This is a genomic window from Streptomyces cyaneochromogenes (assembly GCF_003963535.1).
In the GTDB taxonomy this organism is placed as follows: domain Bacteria; phylum Actinomycetota; class Actinomycetes; order Streptomycetales; family Streptomycetaceae; genus Streptomyces; species Streptomyces shaanxiensis.
This window is the reverse complement of the sequence record NZ_CP034539.1, coordinates 6,175,197-6,191,267: the sequence shown is the minus strand read 5'-3', so window position 1 is coordinate 6,191,267 and position 16,071 is coordinate 6,175,197. Positions and strand designations below refer to the sequence as shown.

The 16,071-nt window shown below is 71.4% G+C and carries 11 protein-coding genes and 1 riboswitch; of the genes, 7 read left to right on the top strand and 4 right to left on the bottom strand.

Going from position 1 to position 16,071, the window contains the following annotated elements:
• Positions 1–244: 244 nt before the first annotated feature.
• Positions 245–1,375, bottom strand: coding sequence for an ATP-binding protein (locus EJ357_RS28330; protein WP_126394360.1), 1,131 nt, complete (start codon positions 1,373–1,375; stop codon positions 245–247).
• Between the two features lie 167 nt (positions 1,376–1,542).
• On the opposite strand from EJ357_RS28330, the gene EJ357_RS28325 reads away from it, so the two are divergent.
• The gene (locus EJ357_RS28325) at positions 1,543–2,898 is read left to right on the top strand and encodes an SWIM zinc finger family protein (protein ID WP_126394359.1); all 1,356 of its coding nucleotides are present in this window, start codon (positions 1,543–1,545) and stop codon (positions 2,896–2,898) included.
• A gap of 79 nt (positions 2,899–2,977) precedes the next feature.
• Positions 2,978–4,630, top strand: a complete 1,653-nt coding sequence (locus tag EJ357_RS28320; RefSeq protein ID WP_126394358.1) for a DUF5691 domain-containing protein — start codon at positions 2,978–2,980, stop codon at positions 4,628–4,630.
• A 107-nt stretch (positions 4,631–4,737) separates the two neighbouring features.
• Here EJ357_RS28320 and EJ357_RS28315 read toward each other — a convergent pair whose 3' ends face one another.
• Complete coding sequence (locus EJ357_RS28315; RefSeq protein ID WP_126394357.1) at positions 4,738–5,160, bottom strand: cobalamin B12-binding domain-containing protein; 423 nt, start codon at positions 5,158–5,160, stop codon at positions 4,738–4,740.
• A gap of 647 nt (positions 5,161–5,807) precedes the next feature.
• Here EJ357_RS28315 and EJ357_RS28310 point away from each other — a divergent pair.
• Both EJ357_RS28310 and EJ357_RS28305 read left to right on the top strand, forming a co-directional pair.
• Positions 5,808–6,686, top strand: a complete 879-nt coding sequence (locus EJ357_RS28310; RefSeq protein WP_126394356.1) for an esterase/lipase family protein — start codon at positions 5,808–5,810, stop codon at positions 6,684–6,686.
• 249 nt (positions 6,687–6,935) lie between these two features.
• Positions 6,936–8,468 carry a M23 family metallopeptidase gene (locus EJ357_RS28305; RefSeq protein WP_126394355.1) on the top strand — a complete coding sequence of 511 codons (1,533 nt, stop codon included), beginning with the start codon at positions 6,936–6,938 and terminating at the stop codon, positions 8,466–8,468.
• A gap of 62 nt (positions 8,469–8,530) precedes the next feature.
• Here EJ357_RS28305 and pcrA read toward each other — a convergent pair whose 3' ends face one another.
• Positions 8,531–11,017: a DNA helicase PcrA gene (gene pcrA / locus EJ357_RS28300; protein ID WP_126394354.1), complete on the bottom strand. Its 2,487-nt coding sequence runs from the start codon at positions 11,015–11,017 to the stop codon at positions 8,531–8,533.
• Positions 11,018–11,377: 360 nt separating this feature from the next.
• A riboswitch (cyclic di-AMP (ydaO/yuaA leader) is annotated at positions 11,378–11,531 on the top strand.
• 8 nt (positions 11,532–11,539) lie between these two features.
• On the opposite strand from pcrA, the gene EJ357_RS28295 reads away from it, so the two are divergent.
• Together EJ357_RS28295 and EJ357_RS28290 are read left to right on the top strand one after the other, a co-directional pair.
• The gene (locus EJ357_RS28295; RefSeq protein WP_126394353.1) at positions 11,540–12,727 is read left to right on the top strand and encodes a C40 family peptidase; all 1,188 of its coding nucleotides are present in this window, start codon (positions 11,540–11,542) and stop codon (positions 12,725–12,727) included.
• A 378-nt stretch (positions 12,728–13,105) separates the two neighbouring features.
• On the top strand, positions 13,106–14,116 hold the full coding sequence (locus EJ357_RS28290) for a tellurite resistance/C4-dicarboxylate transporter family protein (RefSeq protein ID WP_126394352.1): 1,011 nt from the start codon (positions 13,106–13,108) through the stop codon (positions 14,114–14,116).
• On the opposite strand, the gene EJ357_RS28285 is transcribed toward EJ357_RS28290, so the two are convergent.
• Positions 14,094–14,447 (bottom strand): hypothetical protein, encoded by a 354-nt coding sequence (locus EJ357_RS28285; protein WP_126394351.1) that lies wholly within the window; start codon positions 14,445–14,447, stop codon positions 14,094–14,096. The two genes, EJ357_RS28290 and EJ357_RS28285, sit on opposite strands and share 23 nt — an antisense overlap.
• 561 nt (positions 14,448–15,008) lie before the next feature.
• On the opposite strand from EJ357_RS28285, the gene EJ357_RS28280 reads away from it, so the two are divergent.
• Entirely contained in the window at positions 15,009–16,064 is a 1,056-nt protein-coding gene (locus EJ357_RS28280; RefSeq protein WP_126394350.1) for a C40 family peptidase, read from the top strand.
• Positions 16,065–16,071: the final 7 nt, after the last annotated feature.

The following is a 16,071-nucleotide window of genomic DNA, read 5'->3' as shown; positions in this document are numbered from 1 at the left end:
CGTCAGAGCCCGCCGTCAGGCCCCGCCCACCAGACCCAGCCCGTCAGACCGCGCCTATCCGCCACATCCCGCCCACCAGACCGGTCCTCCGGATCCCACCATCAGGCCCCGCCCGTCACCCCCCCCCCGTCCGCCCAGCGCCCCAACTCCCTGACCACGCCCACCACAAACCCACCCGACACAGACCCACCCGACTTCGACCCGCCGCTCGGCCGGCCCCACCCCAGGTCGTCGCTCTCGCCGTTCACGCGCTCACCTCCCGGCACGCCCGGTAGAAGTCCGTCCAGCCGTCCCTCTCACGCACGACCGCCTCCAGGTACTCCTGCCAGATGACCCGGTCGGCCGCCGGGTCACGGACGACGGCGCCGAGGATGCCCGCGGCGATGTCGCCGGGTCGCAGCACCCCGTCGCCGAAGTGCGCGGCGAGGGCAAGGCCGTTGGTGACGACGGAGATCGCCTCGGCCGTCGACAGCGTGCCGCTCGGCGACTTCAGCTTCGTGCGGCCGTCGGACGTCACCCCGTCCCGCAGCTCACGGAAGACGGTCACGACGCGGCGGATCTCGTCGATGCCGTCGGGCGCGGCCGGCAGTTCGAGGGAGCGGCCGATCTGGTCCACACGGCGGGAGACGATGTCCACCTCCGCCTCGACGCTCTCCGGCAGCGGCAGCACGACCGTGTTGAAACGGCGACGCAGGGCGCTGGAGAGGTCGTTGACGCCCCGGTCGCGGTCGTTGGCCGTGGCGATGAGGTTGAAGCCCCGGACGGCCTGCACCTCCTGCCCCAACTCCGGTATCGGCAGGGTCTTCTCCGACAGGATCGTGATCAGCGTGTCCTGCACGTCGGCCGGAATACGGGTCAGCTCCTCGACCCGGGCCGTCATCCCCTCCGCCATGGCCCGCATGACCGGGCTGGGCACGAGGGCGTCCCGGCTCGGCCCGTGAGCGAGCAGTTGCGCGTAGTTCCAGCCGTACCGGATCGCCTCCTCCGGCGTGCCCGCCGTGCCCTGTACGAGCAGCGTCGAGTCGCCGCTGACCGCAGCGGCCAGGTGCTCGGAGACCCAGGTCTTCGCGGTGCCGGGCACGCCGAGCAGGAGCAGGGCGCGGTCGGTGGCGAGCGTGGTGACGGCGACCTCGACGATGCGACGCGGGCCGACGTACTTCGGTGTGATCACCGTGCCGTCCGGCAGTGTGCCGCCGAGCAGATACATCGCCACGGCCCACGGCGACAGTTTCCAGCGCGCCGGGCGCGGACGGTCGTCCTGCGCGGCCAGCGCGGCGAGTTCATGGGCGAAGGCTTCCTCGGCGTGCGGACGCAACTCCTCGGTCGGTTCCGTCCGCCCCGCTTCGACGGACGTCGGTTCTACGGACACAGGCATGGCGAAGTCCCCCTCCAGCTCGGCCGGTTCAGCCGGTTTCGGATCTGGCACCCACCGTGCACCACGCCACTGACAATGCGTTCCGACCTGCGAAAACACGGTCACGAGACTGTCGGCCAGGCCTTCGCCCCGGCCGATTGTCAGTGGTGGGACCTACCTTCGATGACATGACTCAGCAGGGGGTGCGCTGGACCGCGGACCAGGTGCTGGCCTTGGCGCCTGACGCCACGTCACGCAAAGCGGGAAGCAAACTCGGCGCGGCGGGGCCGTGGTCCGAGGCGGGGAGTGCCGACGAGGGGACGGTGTGGGGGCTGTGCAAGGGAAGTGGCAGCAAGCCGTATCAGACGGTCATCGACATCGCGGACGCGTCCGGGCCCGCGTACAAGTGCAGTTGCCCGAGCCGGAAGTTCCCGTGCAAGCACGTGCTCGGGCTGCTGCTGCTCTGGGCGGAGGGCGACGGAGCGGTGCCGTCCGGCTCGCCGCCGGACTGGGCGGAGCAGTGGATAAGGGGGAGAAGGCAGCGCGCGGCAGAGAAGTGGACAGCGGGCGCGTCCGGTACCGCCTCCGGGGCCGGTGACCCGGAGGCGGCGCGGCGCAGGGCGGAGCGCCGGGCCACGCGGGTCACCGCGGGGGCCACGGAGCTGGAGCAACGCCTGGCGGACCTGCTGCGCGGCGGCCTGGCCGGCGCGGAACAGTCGGGATACGGCCTGTGGGAGGAGACGGCGGCCCGCATGGTCGACGCCCAGGCCCCCGGCCTGGCCGCGCGGGTGCGGGAGCTGGGGGCGATCCCTGCGTCCGGCCCCGGCTGGCCGGTGCGCCTGCTGGAGGAGTGCGCCCTGCTCCACCTCCTCGACAGAGGCTGGCTGGGCCGCGAGCGGCTGCCCGCCGACCTGGCGGACACGGTCCGCTCCCGCATCGGCCTGCCCGCGTCGGCGGACGGCCCACCGGTCCGGGACCGCTGGCTGGTCCTCGCCCAGTACGACACGGCGGACGTGAAACTGACGACGCGCCGGATATGGCTGTACGGCGCCGACTCGGGCCGTACGGCACTGCTCCTCTCCTACGGCGCCGCCGGCCGCGCCCCGGAGCTGGCGCTGCCGGTGGGACTGGTCCTGGAGGCGGAGGTGTCGGCGTACCCGGGCGCCGGGCAGTTGCGGGCGGCTCTGGGCGAGCAGTTCGCGCCGCCCGCGCCGACGGCGATACGGCCGCCGGGTGTGACGACGGCCGAGGCGACCGCCCGATACGGCGAGGCGCTGCGCGAAGACCCGTGGCTGGACTCGGTCCCGGTGACCCTGGACCGGGTCGTGCCGACCCCGGACGGCGACTCGTGGCAGCTGGCGGACGCCGACGCGGAGACGGCCCTGCCGCTCACTGCGGCCGCGCGTGCCCGCCCGGGCCTGTGGCGCCTGGTCGCACTGTCGGGCGGTGCCCCGGTCAAGGTGTTCGGCGAGTGCGGCCACCGCGGCTTCACCCCGCTGACGGCCTGGCCGCAGGGCGCGGGCGAGGCGGTGCGGCTGTGCTGAGCGGTGCGCCTCCGCACGACCTTGCCACGGACGCCCCACCCCACGGCACCCAGCACGAAGACAGAAAGGAAGGACCCTGATGAACGGCCCCTCCGTTCCTGTGGATTCGCATCCCGTGAACCCGCCCGCGCCGGGCACCTGGGAGGAGCTCGTCACGGCGGCCCTGCTCGGGACGGACCGACGTACGCCACCGGGCTGCGAGCCGGGCCGGGAGGCGCCGGTGGCACTGCTGGACGCCGCGGCCGTGGAGACCGTACGACGGCGGGCCGGGCTGCGCCCGACGCGAGCCGCGCGGCGACCGCGGCCGGCCCCCGCCGATCCGCGCCCCGCCCTGCCCGCGGCGGCGGCCCGCAGGCTGGCGATGCTGCTGGCCGACCGTCCCGGCGCGGCAGGCGGCGGCCGCCGAGGTACGGCGCCGGATCTCATGGAGCTGCTGCCCCAGTGGCTCGCGACGGCGAACGACCGCGGTTACGCGCCGCCTCCGCAGTCCCTGCCCACGCTGCTGGACGCGGCGCGGGGGCGTACCGATCTACGGCCCGCGGCACTGGCCTTCGCCGGCCCACGGGCCGTGTGGCTCGCCCGGCTGAACCCGGACTGGCGCTTCGCCCTGCGCGCGACACCCGGCGGCGGCGCGTCGCTGCCGCACCTCGATGACGCCGCCGAGGTCCAACAGCTGTGGCAGGAGGGGCTGTTCGCCGAGCGGGTCGCCCTGCTCTCCGCGATACGGGCGCGCGAGCCCGGCGCCGCGCGCGAGCTGCTGACCACGACATGGGTGACGGAGCGGGCCGAGGACCGGCTGATGTTCCTGGACTCGCTGCGCACCGGGCTGGCACCGGAGGACGAGCCGTTCCTGGAGCAGGCACTGGCCGACCGGAGCCGCAATGTCCGGGCGACCGCGGCGGAGTTGCTCTCCGCGCTGCCGGGTTCGGCGCTCGCCGCACGGATGGCGGCACGCGCCGGGGCGTGCGTGGCCCTGGACCACACCCGGACGACGCCGACGATCAGTGTCGAGGCGCCGCACCAGTGCGATGCGGACATGGAGCGCGACGGCGTCGTAGCCAACGCTCCGGCAGGGCGGGGTGAACGGTCGTGGTGGTTCGGCCAGTTGGTGGAGGCGACGCCGCTCAGTACCTGGGCGGGACGGCTCGGCGGTCGTACGCCCGGGGAGCTCGTGGCACTGCCGGTGACGGACGACTGGCAGGGCGAGTTGCACGCGGCGTGGTGTAGGGCGGCGGTACGGCAGCGGGACGCCGAGTGGGCGCGGGCGCTCCTCGGGTCGCCCTCGGCCCCCGAGGCCGGCGGGCCGGGTGCGGTGTCCCTGGCCGAGCGGGCGAAGCTGCTCGGCCAGCTTGGCCCCGCCGAACGGGGCGAGTGGGTCGCCGGATTCATCGCGACGCACGGCCTGTCCGAGGCGTTTCAGCTGCTCGGGGTGTGTGCGGTGCCGTGGGCGCCGCCGCTCGGGCGGGCAGTGGTCGACGCGCTCAACATCGCGCGGGACGCGGGGAGTTATCCATGGAGTTTCAGTGGCGTGATGGGCCTGGCCGAGCGCTGCCTCGACCCGGCCGAGGCGAGCCGACTCGACGGCCTGCTGGCGGTCCCCGACGAGCCGGAGGACGCGTCACCGGGGGCCGGAGGGTACTGGGCGGAGGCGTTCCAGCGCCTGGTGACGACGTTGCGCCTGCGGGCGGCCATGATCGAGGAGCTGGAGGTGATCAGCCCGGCCGGCGTTTGAGGACGAGGCCGTTCCGGCCGATCGGGGGCCTGGCGGCGCCGGCCCCCAGGGACAGTCGCTTCAGCCCACCCGCACGAGAAGCCGGGCCCACCGCCGGAGGCAGCCGCTCAACCGCCGGAGGCAGCCGGCTGACGGACATTCGCCCGCACCCAGTCCACGATCGCCTGCGTCGTCGCCCCGGGCGTGAAGATCTCCGCGACGCCCTTCTCCTTCAGCGGGGGAATGTCCGCCTCGGGGATGATCCCGCCACCGAAGACGAGGATGTCCTCCGCGTCCCGCTCCTTGAGGAGCTCGATCACCGCGGCGAAGAGGGTGTTGTGGGCGCCGGAGAGGATGGAGAGGCCGATCGCGTCGGCGTCCTCCTGGATCGCGGTGTCGACGATCTGCTCGGGTGTCTGGTGGAGCCCGGTGTAGATGACCTCCATGCCGGCGTCGCGCAGCGCCCGCGCGATCACCTTGGCTCCCCGATCGTGGCCGTCGAGCCCCGGCTTGGCCACCACCACGCGGATCGGACCGGCTGCCACACCCATCACTGCCTCCATGAAGCGACTACATCCATCCGTACCGACGACTACCGCTCGCATATGAGTTATGCCGCACACGGCGCACATGTCATACATGGTGCGGGTATCGCACTTTTCCGCCGCTCACCGCGCCGGACGCGCCATCTCGGCACGGACGCCCGGGCCACACCGCCCGGGGAAGTGAACGAACGTTATCGCCAGCATCCCGCAACCGGCAGTTTCGCGGCACTGACCGAGGGGGAAATCACACGGTGGGACACGTTCGCCGCGCACCGTTCCACATCACTGCGGCACACGGGCCGCAGCAGTACGCGGCCCACGCGTCGCAGCGGGACCACGCGCAACGGGAGCCGCAACGAGGTCGCCGCACCACCGCGCCGCAGGGCCGCGCGACGTGATGGTGCGGCGCATCGACGTTGGCACGAAGGGCACGTAGGGCAGGTAAGGCACGACAGCGGGGAGCCTCGTCGCCACACCGGCAGGGACCCTCGTCAGTTCACCGGCGCACCATGGCCGACCAGGCCGGCTCACGGCACGCGCCTCGCTTGCCCCATGCGTCCTCCGTACGCCTCGCCGGTACCCTCCGCCGCGACTTCCCACGAGGGCACACGGGGGCCGGAGCCGTCCTCCTGCGTGCCGCAAGGAGGTCGGCCATGAAGGTCACCGGAGCAGCACTCCCCTTTCTTCCGCTCTGTCGGCGCCTGCTCCCGAGCAGGCTGGCCGGCCTCTCCCTGGCCCTGCTGAAGGCGACCGCCCTGGAGATCGCGATCCTCGCCGGACACCTGCTCCTGTATCCGTCCGGCATCACCCAGGAGCGCCGGACGACCCCCGCGCTCCCCGCACCCGGCTCCCCGGACTCCCCGGGCGCCGCCCAGTTGCCGACGGAGACCAACCCCCCGGTCGTCCTGCTGCACGGCTTCATAGACAACCGCTCGGTCTTCGTCCTGCTGCGCCGCAACCTCGCCCAGCACGGCAGGCACCAGGTCGAGTCGCTCAACTACTCCCCGCTGACCTGCGACATCCGCACCGCCGCAGAGCTGCTCGGCCGGCACATAGAGGAGATCTGCGAGCGCACCGGCAGCCGGCAGGTCGACATCGTCGGGCACAGCCTCGGCGGGCTCATAGCGCGTTACTACGTGCAGTGCCTCGGCGGTGACCTCAGGGTCCGTACGCTCGTCACGCTGGGCACACCGCACTCCGGCACCAGCGTCGTCCCGCTGGCCAACGCGCACCCCATCGTGCGCCAGATGCGCCCCGGCTCACCGGTCCTCGAGGAGCTGGCCCGCCCCGCGCCCGGCTGCCGTACGCACTTCGTGAGCTTCTGGAGCGACCTCGACCACCTGATGGACCCGCTGGAGACGGCCTGCATCGACCACCCGGACCTGATGGCGCAGAACGTCCGCGTGAGCGGCATCGGCCACCTCGCGCTGCCGGTGCACCCGGCCGTGGCGACCGGAATACGGCAGGCTCTCGACTCGGCAGGGACAGGAGCCGAGACCGCCGCCCGGTCCGGCGGCCTGACGGTGGCGTGACGGTCCCTCTTCAAACGCGCCGCACAGCCTCGGGACAGCCGAGAGGCATCGAACAAACTTCGAACACAAAGCCAAACTCGCGCCCGCAGTCCGCCAAAACACGGCCGAATGCCCGTTTCCTGCGCGCGCGAAACCTGACGAAGATTGTCGTGCCCGCATACCGCCGGGTACAGTCACCGCACTGCTCTGGCAGCCCCTGTTGTCGAGGCGAGAGAGAAGTTGGTGAACGATCGTCACCCGTCGGGGACCATGACCTCCCCGGCTTCGGCTTCCGATGCCGCCTCGGCGCACTACGCGTCGTACGGCTCCCAGGAAGCCCACTACGGTGACTCCACCACGTACGGTGCGTACCACGCCACCGGATTCGACGCCACCGGCCACACCACCGCGACCTTCGACGCGGACCCCCTGTTCGGCAGCCTCCCCGGGGAGAGCACGGGCGCGTACGACGCCACACAGTGGTCCACCGGCAGCCAGCACACCCTGAACTACGACGCCTACGCGGCCCAGCACCACGCCGCCTACGACTCCGGCGCGTACGACAACACATCCTGGACGACCGGCCACCAGCAGCTCCCCTTCGTCCCGCACCAGGCCACCGGCCACGACGCCTCCGGCCAGTGGGACGCGAGCGCCTGGCTCCAGCCCGATCAGGCCGGCGCCCCGGCCGACCAGACCCAGCAGTGGGAATGGGGCACGCAGACCTTCGAGACCGGCACGTACGACGCCACCCAGTGGAACTCAGACGGCGGCTCCCCGCAGGCGGCCGACACGTACGAGCAGTCAGCAGAATCCTTCGATCAGCAGGCGACCGCCCACTTCGAGCAGATCGAGCACGGCGTCCCCACGTCGTACGACGACACGGCGTACGACGACCCGGCGTACGACGACCCGGCGAACTACGCCGACCCGTCCGGCTACGACAGCGTCGCCCAGCACGACGCCGAGCTGACCGCCCCCGGTGAACTCCCCGACGCCGCCCCGCTCCTGGACGACCAGGAGGAGGCCGCCCCGGTCCCCTCTCCGCGCGCCGCCTCCCGCAGCGGGTCCCGCTCCCGCCGCCGTACGCCCCCCAAGCGCTCCGCGCTGCTGACCGTCGCCGTGCCCTCGGCGTGCGTGATGGGTGTCGCGGGGATCGCCGCCGCCTCCGTCGGCACCCTGACCGGCGACAAGGACACGGCGACGACCGCGTCCGACGCGACCTCCGTCAAGCCGTCCACCGCGAACAACAAGCTGGACACCCAGCTCGAGAGCCTCTCCGCCGGCGCCGACGACTTCGCCGACCGCGCCAGCCGTACGCAGGAGCGCATCGACCTCAGGGCCCAGCAGGCGGCCGAGAAGAAGAAGGCTGCCGAGGAAGCGGCGCGCAAGGAGCGGCTGCGCCCGAAGTTCGCGGTTCCGGTCGCGCAGCACGGCCTCAGCGCCTACTTCGGCCAGTCCGGCATCAACTGGATGTCCGTACACACCGGCATCGACTTCCCCGTCTCGTACGGCACGACGGTGATGGCCGCGACCGACGGCACCGTCCGCACGCAGTGGAACAGCGCCTACGGCAACATGATGATCGTGACCGCGAAGGACGGCACGGAGACGTGGTACTGCCACCTCTCCAGCTACCGCGTCGCCTCCGGTACCGAGGTCAAGGCCGGCGACCCGATCGCATACTCGGGCAATTCCGGCAACTCGACCGGCCCGCACCTGCACTTCGAGGTCCGGCCGGGCGGCGGCTCGGCGATCGACCCCCTGGCCTGGCTGCGGAGCCACGGCCTGGACCCGTCGTAGTTCGACGCAAGTAACTTCCCTGTGGGCCCCCGCCCTTCAGCGGGGGCCCATACATGCGGGTGCTACAGCTTCTCCACCGGCGCATACCGCAGCAGCAGCCGCTTCGGCTTGGCCTCCCCGAAGTCGATCGTCGCCTCGGCGTTCGCGCCCGTGCCCTTGACCGCCATCACGGTGCCGAGCCCGAACTGGTCGTGCGTGACCCGGTCCCCGACTGCCAGCGCGACGACCGGCTTCTCCGCAGTCCGCCGCGTCGCGAACCCGGACGCACCCGACGCCGACGAACGCGAGCGGGACGACGACAGCGAGGCCGCCACACCGGCCGCGGGACCCGAGGACACCGGCGCGGTCGCCCCCGTGCGCTTCCAGTCCACGTGCGCCGCCGGGATCTCCTCCAGGAAGCGGGAGGGCGGGTTGTACGACGGCTGCCCCCACGCGCTGCGCATCGACGAGCGCGTCAGATACAGCCGTTCACGCGCGCGCGTGATGCCGACGTACGCCAGGCGCCGCTCCTCCTCCAGCTCCTTGGTCTGGCCGAGGGAGCGCATGTGGGGGAAGACGCCGTCCTCCATGCCGGTGAGGAAGACGACCGGGAACTCCAGGCCCTTGGCGGTGTGCAGGGTCATCAGGGTGATGACACCGGAGCCGTCCTCGTCCTCGTCGGGGATCTGGTCGGAGTCGGCGACCAGGGCGACCCGCTCCAGGAAGTCGGCGAGCCCGCCGGAGGCCTCGCCCTCGCCGGACTCCTGCTCGAACTCCAGGGCCACGGCCGCGAGTTCCTGGAGGTTCTCGATGCGGGTCTCGTCCTGCGGGTCGGTGGAGGCCTGCAGCTCGGCGAGGTAGCCGGTGCGTTCGAGCACGGCCTCCAGGACCGTCGCCGGTCCCGCGCCGGACTCGACGATCGTACGGAGCTCCTCCATCAGCGTGTTGAACCGCTTGACGGCGTTGGTCGACCGCGCGGCCATGCCGTACGCCTCGTCGACGCGCTTGAGCGCCTGCGGGAAGCTGATCTTCTCGCGCTGCGACAGGGCGTCGATCATCGCCTCGGCGCGGTCGCCGATGCCCCGCTTGGGAACATTGAGGATCCGGCGCAGCGGCACCGTGTCCTCCGGGTTGGCGAGCACCCGCAGGTAGGCCAGGACGTCCCGGACCTCCTTGCGCTCGTAGAACCGGACCCCGCCGACGACCTTGTAGGGCAGGCCGACGCGGATGAAGACCTCTTCGAAGACACGGGACTGGGCGTTCGTCCGGTAGAAGACGGCGACGTCGCCGGCCTTCGCGTCCCCCGAGTCCGTCAGTCGGTCTATCTCGTCGGCGACGAACTGCGCCTCGTCGTGCTCGGTGTCCGCGACATAGCCGGTGATGCGCGCGCCCGCGCCCGCGTTGGTCCACAGGTTCTTGGGCCGGCGGGACTCATTGCGCTCGATGACGGCGTTGGCGGCGGTGAGGATCGTCTGGGTGGAGCGGTAGTTCTGCTCCAGCAGGATCGTCGTAGCGTCCGGGTAGTCCTCCTCGAACTGGAGGATGTTGCGGATGGTGGCGCCCCGGAAGGCATAGATCGACTGGTCGGCGTCACCCACGACACACAGCTCGGCGGGCGGGATGTCGTCCTCGCTGGGCGGAACGTCGACGGGATGCTCGCGGGTGCCGACGAGTTCGCGCACGAGCGCGTACTGGGCGTGGTTGGTGTCCTGGTACTCGTCGACGAGGACGTGCCGGAAGCGGCGGCGGTAGTGCTCGGCGACGTCCGGGAAGGCGCGCAGCAGATTGACCGTCGTCATGATCAGGTCGTCGAAGTCGAGGGCGTTGGCCTCCCGCAACCGCGACTGGTAAAGGACATACGCCTGGGCGAGGGTCTTCTCGAAGCCGTCCGAGGCCTGGGCGGCGAAGTCCTCCTCGTCGATCAGCTCGTTCTTCAGGTTGCTGATCTTGGCGCTGAAGGACTTGGGCGGGAACCGCTTGGGGTCGAGATCGAGATCCCGGCAGACGAGCGCCATCAGCCGCTTGCTGTCGGCGGCGTCGTAGATCGAGAAGGACGAGGTGAACCCGAGCCTCTTGCTCTCCCTGCGCAGGATGCGCACGCACGCGCTGTGGAAGGTCATCACCCACATCGCGTTCGCGCGCGGACCGACGAGCTGCTCGACCCGCTCCTTCATCTCGCCCGCGGCCTTGTTGGTGAAGGTGATCGCGAGGATCTGCCCCGGATGCACGTTCCGCTCGGCCAGCAGGTGGGCGATGCGGTGGGTGAGCACCCGCGTCTTGCCGGAGCCGGCGCCGGCCACGATGAGCAGCGGAGTGTGCGAGTGGACGACGGCCGCCCGCTGGTTCTCGTTCAGCCCCTCCAGCAGCGCGGCCGCGTCGATGGCCGGGCGCGGGGCGCCGTCGCGGTAGTACGCGTCCCGGTCCGGAGGCACGTCGAACTTCCCGCCGAACAGATCGTCCGGAACCGGTTCCGGAGCGTGATCGTCCTCGGGCGGTGGCGGGGGTTCTTCCCCGTGGGCCCGTGGGGCCTGGAGATCCGCCAGGAAGCTGTCGTCAAAGAGGCTGCTCATCGCTCTCCGAGTCTAGGGCGCCCCACTGACAGCCCGCCGCCGCCCCGAGAACATCTCCCGTTCCCAAACCCGATGATCTTCGAACGGAACCCGCCCAGGGCCCGCTCTCACCCTCCACGACCACCCCGTCACGATCCGCGACCGCCACTCAAAGAGACACGCCTCACAACGCAAATACGACCAAGCCGCCCCAGACAAGCCCCAACCAACCACCGTCCGCGGCGAACCGCATCAAGGTCACGAAAATGTATCGGGCATATCGAACATCAACCTTCACAGGCGCCACACGAGTTGGCTACCGTGCCGGGCAGGCCGTACGACCTCCACCGGCGAACGTCGCCGGGCCGCGCGGCCTCCGCCGAGTCCGTTGCGCCGCCGCGCAGCCGGAGCCGGGGACCCACCGAACTTGGGGTGAATCGGCCTGACTTCCCTCCCGGGACGGCCGTAGGGCAACCCTTCCGGAACACCCGCCCGAACCCGACAGCTAACTCGGTAGGCGGAGCACGGAAGGAGTCGCCTCCCTTGGCGTCGCACCGCAAGTCGCGTCCCGCTGGTACGCGCGTAGCAGGCATACGGACCCCCGCCCTCGCCACAGCGGCCCTCACCTCCGTGGCCCTGCTGTCCCAGACGGCCAACGCGAGCCCCTCGACGGACGACAGGCCGAGCCTCGAAGAAGTCGAGAAGAAGGTCGACGACCTCTACCGCCAGGCGGAGTCGGCGACCGAGAACTACAACGCGGCCAAGGAGAAGACCGCGAAGCAGCGCAAGCGCGTCGACACCCTCCTCGACGACGTCGCCAAGCGCACCCAGGAACTCAACGAGGCGCGCGAGGAACTGGGTACCTTCGCGGCCGCCCAGTACCGCACCGGAGCCGCCGCCCCCGACACGGCGACCTTCCTCCTGGCGGACACCCCGCAGGACTACTTCGACCAGACCCAGCTGATGGACCGCCTGACCGGCCGTCAGAAGGAAGCGGTCGACGACTACTTCACGCAGCAGTCCGCGACGATGAAGAAGCGCCAGGAGGCCACCCAGAGCCTCGAGACGCTCACCGAGTCGCAGAACGACCTGCAGACCGCCAAGTCCACGGTCCAGACGAAACTGTCCGACGCACGCGAACTCCTCTCCAAGCTGACGGCGGAGGAGAAGGCCCGCCTGGCCGCGATCGAGAAGCGCAAGCAGGAGGAGGCCGCCCGCAAGGCCGCGGAGCTGGCCCGCCAGCAGGCGGAGGCCGAGGCCGAGCGCCAACGCCAGGAGGCCGCCGCCCAGCAGCAGCAGGAGAGCAGCGAGTCGGCATCCGACTCGAGTTCCTCGGAATCCTCGGACTCCTCCGCGTCGGACTCCTCGTACGCCACGAAGGCCGAGAAGGCCCTGGCCTTCTCCCGCTCCCAGATAGGCAAGCCGTACGTCTGGGGCGCCACCGGCCCCGACTCCTACGACTGCTCCGGCCTCACCCAGGCCGCCTGGAAGGCCGCCGGCGTGGACATCCCCCGCGTCACCTACGACCAGGTCAACGCCGGCACCACGGTCTCCCTCGCCAACGCCCAGCCCGGCGACCTGATCTTCTTCTACGACGACGTCACCCACGTGGGCATCTACATCGGCAACGGCATGATGATCCACGCCCCGAAGCCCGGCACGTACGTCCGCGAGGAGTCGATCTACTACGACGGGGAGTCGTCGATCCACAGCGTGGTCCGCCCCGCCTGACGCAGACACGCGCGCGTGGAGCAATGACTGCACACGCGCGCGTGGCGTCGTTACGGCCCCGGCTCGGGCGCACCCCTACGTCGCGGCAGCCGCGTACGGCGGCAAGGGGACGTGCCGGGGGTTGTCCGCCCGCAGTGGCCGGCGTCAACACGCAGCACCTCCCGGCCTAAGCCCAGCCGCCGGTCCGAGGACGGACACCCCCCGGCACGGCCCCGACCCCCACCCCACCCGCAGGCGCTACGCGAACCCCCACCAAACCCGCACAGGCGCCGCAGGCATCCCACCGCGCACCCCCACCGGCGATCAACGGGCGTATTTCACCCCACCCACGCGCGTGCCCCACCAGCAACCACCACCCCGCTCCCTAGCATCGGCCCCATGCCCGCCGCCGCCACGACCCCCACCACCCCCACATCCCCCCTCCGCACCTGGTGGTCGCAACGTCCCCCCGCAGCCGGCGCCGCAGTCATGGCCACCGGCATCCTCTCGGTGGCCCTGCACCAGACGGACTACGAGACCCTGTCCCGCATCGCCCTCGCCCTGGCCTGCGCAGCCTGGCTCGCGCTCGCCGCCGACTTCGTCGCGCGCCTCGTATGGGACCGCACAGGATGGGCGAAGGAGGCGGCCACCCCAGCCGCCCTGACCGCCGTCGCCGCAACGACGGTCCTGGGCACCCGGTTCGCCACCCTGGGCTGGCAGACCCTCGCCAAGGTGCTCCTCGCCCTGGCAGCCGTGCTCTGGCCGGGCCTTCTCACCGCCGTCGTACGCCGCTGGCACCGCCGCATGCCCGGCGCGGTGTTCCTCGGCTGCGTGGCCACCCAGGGCCTCGCCGTCCTGGCCGCAACACTCGCCGCGACCGGGACCACGGCATGGCTCGCCCACGCGGCACTGGCGCTCTTCTGGCTGGGCCTGCCGCTCTACGCCATCGCCCTGACCCGCTTCGACCTACGCCAAGTGGCCCACGGCCCCGGCGACCACTGGGTGGCCGGCGGCGCCCTCGCCATCTCCGCGCTCGCCGGATCCAGGCTCATCGCCGCCGACAGCGCCGAGCTCTACCTCTGGAACGACGACGACAGCGGAGTCCTCCGCAACGTGACCGTCGCCCTCCTGGTACTCGACCTGGCCTGGTACGCCGTCCTGCTCGTCGCGGAGATCGCCTGGCCACGGCCGCACTACGACGTACGCCGCTGGGCAACCGTCTTCCCGATGGGCATGACGGCGGCGGCGACCCTCTCCGTCGCCACCGCGGTCGACGTCCCGTGGCTCAGGACCCCCGGCGAGGCACTTCTGTGGACCGCGGTGGCGGCATGGCTGGCGGTCACCGCGGGCGCGGTACTGACCTACGCCGGCTCCTGGTCCGCAGAGATCACGTCCACAACACGGCGATGAACACGTTCGCCGTGGTCAACAGCCCCACCACGCCGAACAGACTCTTGTCCACCGTCTCCTCGTCCCGCTTCACGTACACGAGCCCGAGGATCACGACCAGCAGCGCCAGCTTCACGCCGATCTTGATGTTGTTGACGGGCTGATCGTCCGCCTGATTGAGCCCGACGAGGATCACCCCGGTGACCAGCATGGTCAGCGCGCCATGCAGCATCGCGGGGACGAAGCGGGCGGTGCCCCGGCCCATCGCCTTCATCTGGGTGAGGAAACCACCGAGCAGCGCGGCGATCCCGATGATGTGCAGGCCGACGAAGAGATGGATGAGTACGTCCATGGAGCCGGAGCCTAATCAGCGCCAAAAACCCACCCCACACCGCCCCACTCCCCTCTGCCCGTCCCCCTCACCCCACCCCCGTACCCTCGCCCCCTCCCCATCCCACTCCCCACTCCCGATCTTGCATATATGCGGCCCATAGCACTCCGCCGCCCCCGCGAACCCCGAAACCGCCACATCGGTCATCACCCCGCGTGAACCCGACGCCCGTATCCCGGGATCACGGTCACTTACGGCCATCCCCCGGTCCGCTCCCGGCACTTCCGCACAACGCGTTACCGACCCGACACACCGAGGTTTAGCGTCCTCCACCAGGTGACCGGCTCCCCACCGCCGCCCGGGCCAGGGGCGGCAGTCGGACACCACCGCCGAGAAAAGTCCGGCGGCGGCCCGCTCCCCCTGTGTGGGCCGCCGCCGGACGCGCAACCCGCCCCGGTGCGGTCGTATGTCCGCTCCCCCCAGGCGCTCATTCGTCCGCCGCTCTCACGGGGCGGCCACACGCCCGCCGCTCTGGCGGACGTCACAGGACGAGGCGGTCGTACGAAAGGACGTGAAGTCCCCGTGGCAGCGCACCGAAAGCCCCGCCGGCGCTCGGTCGGCGGCAATACGGCCCGCACGGCATGGACGATCGCCCTGGCGGGCGCGGCGAGCGCGACCGGCTTCGACGGGACCGGGCACGCCGAACCGCAGCTGACGCCGGCACAGGTCAAGGCGAAGGTGGACAGGCTGTACCAGGAGGCGGAGGTCGCCACCGAGAAGTACAACGGTGCGAAGGAGAAGGCGGACGCGGCCGAGCGGCGGATCAGGACGCTGCAGGACGAGGCCGCGCGCAGGACGGAGAAGCTCAACTCGGCCCGGGAGGCGCTGGGTTCGATGGCCGCGGCACAGTACCGCGACGGCGGCCTCGACCCGGCCCTTCAGCTCGCGCTCTCGAACGACCCCGACCGCTACCTCGACGGAGCGGAGTTCGCCGAACGCGCCGGCAACCGGCAGGCCACGTCCATCGCCGGAGTACGCCGGCAACTACGGGAGATCGAGCAACTGCGCGGGGCCGCACGCGTCGAACTGACCACACTGAAGTCCCGCCGGGCCGAACTGCAACGGCACAAGAACACGATCACGGGCAGGCTGGACGCGGCCCGCAACCTGCTCGCCCAGCTGACCGCCCAGGAGAGCGCCCAGCTCCAGCAGAGCACAGACCGCGCCGCCCGCTCCTCGACGGGCACCCGCGACGCCCTGTCTTCCTCCGCCACCGCGCAGGCCCCCAACTCCCGGGCGGCAGCCGCCATTTCGTACGCCCAGTCCAAGCTCGGCAGCCCCTATGTCTGGGGCGCCACCGGCCCGGATGCCTTCGACTGCTCCGGCCTCACCCAGGCCGCCTACCGCTCGGCCGGCCTGTCCCTGCCCCGCACCACCTACGCCCAGATCGACGCGGGCCGCCGCGTCTCCCGCTCCGAACTGCTCCCGGGCGACCTGGTGTTCTTCTACTCCAGCATCAGCCACGTGGGCCTCTACATCGGCAACGGCCAGATGATCCACGCCCCGAACCCGTCCGCACCGGTCCGGGTGGCCCCGCTCGACGAGATGCCGTTCGCGGGGGCGACGCGGGTGGCGTGAGCGCGTC

Excerpts from the sequence above, each read along its gene's own strand:
- EJ357_RS28285 (WP_126394351.1), bottom strand. The coding sequence starts at position 14,447 with ATGGACGTACTCATCCATCTCTTCGTCGGCCTGCACATCATCGGGATC.
- pcrA (WP_126394354.1), bottom strand. The coding sequence starts at position 11,017 with ATGAGCAGCCTCTTTGACGACAGCTTCCTGGCGGATCTCCAGGCCCCA.
- EJ357_RS28310 (WP_126394356.1), top strand. The coding sequence starts at position 5,808 with ATGAAGGTCACCGGAGCAGCACTCCCCTTTCTTCCGCTCTGTCGGCGC.
- EJ357_RS28290 (WP_126394352.1), top strand. The coding sequence starts at position 13,106 with ATGCCCGCCGCCGCCACGACCCCCACCACCCCCACATCCCCCCTCCGC.
- EJ357_RS28325 (WP_126394359.1), top strand. The coding sequence starts at position 1,543 with ATGACTCAGCAGGGGGTGCGCTGGACCGCGGACCAGGTGCTGGCCTTG.
- EJ357_RS28315 (WP_126394357.1), bottom strand. The coding sequence starts at position 5,160 with ATGGGTGTGGCAGCCGGTCCGATCCGCGTGGTGGTGGCCAAGCCGGGG.
- EJ357_RS28330 (WP_126394360.1), bottom strand. The coding sequence starts at position 1,375 with ATGCCTGTGTCCGTAGAACCGACGTCCGTCGAAGCGGGGCGGACGGAA.
- EJ357_RS28320 (WP_126394358.1), top strand. The coding sequence starts at position 2,978 with ATGAACGGCCCCTCCGTTCCTGTGGATTCGCATCCCGTGAACCCGCCC.
- EJ357_RS28305 (WP_126394355.1), top strand. The coding sequence starts at position 6,936 with ATGACCTCCCCGGCTTCGGCTTCCGATGCCGCCTCGGCGCACTACGCG.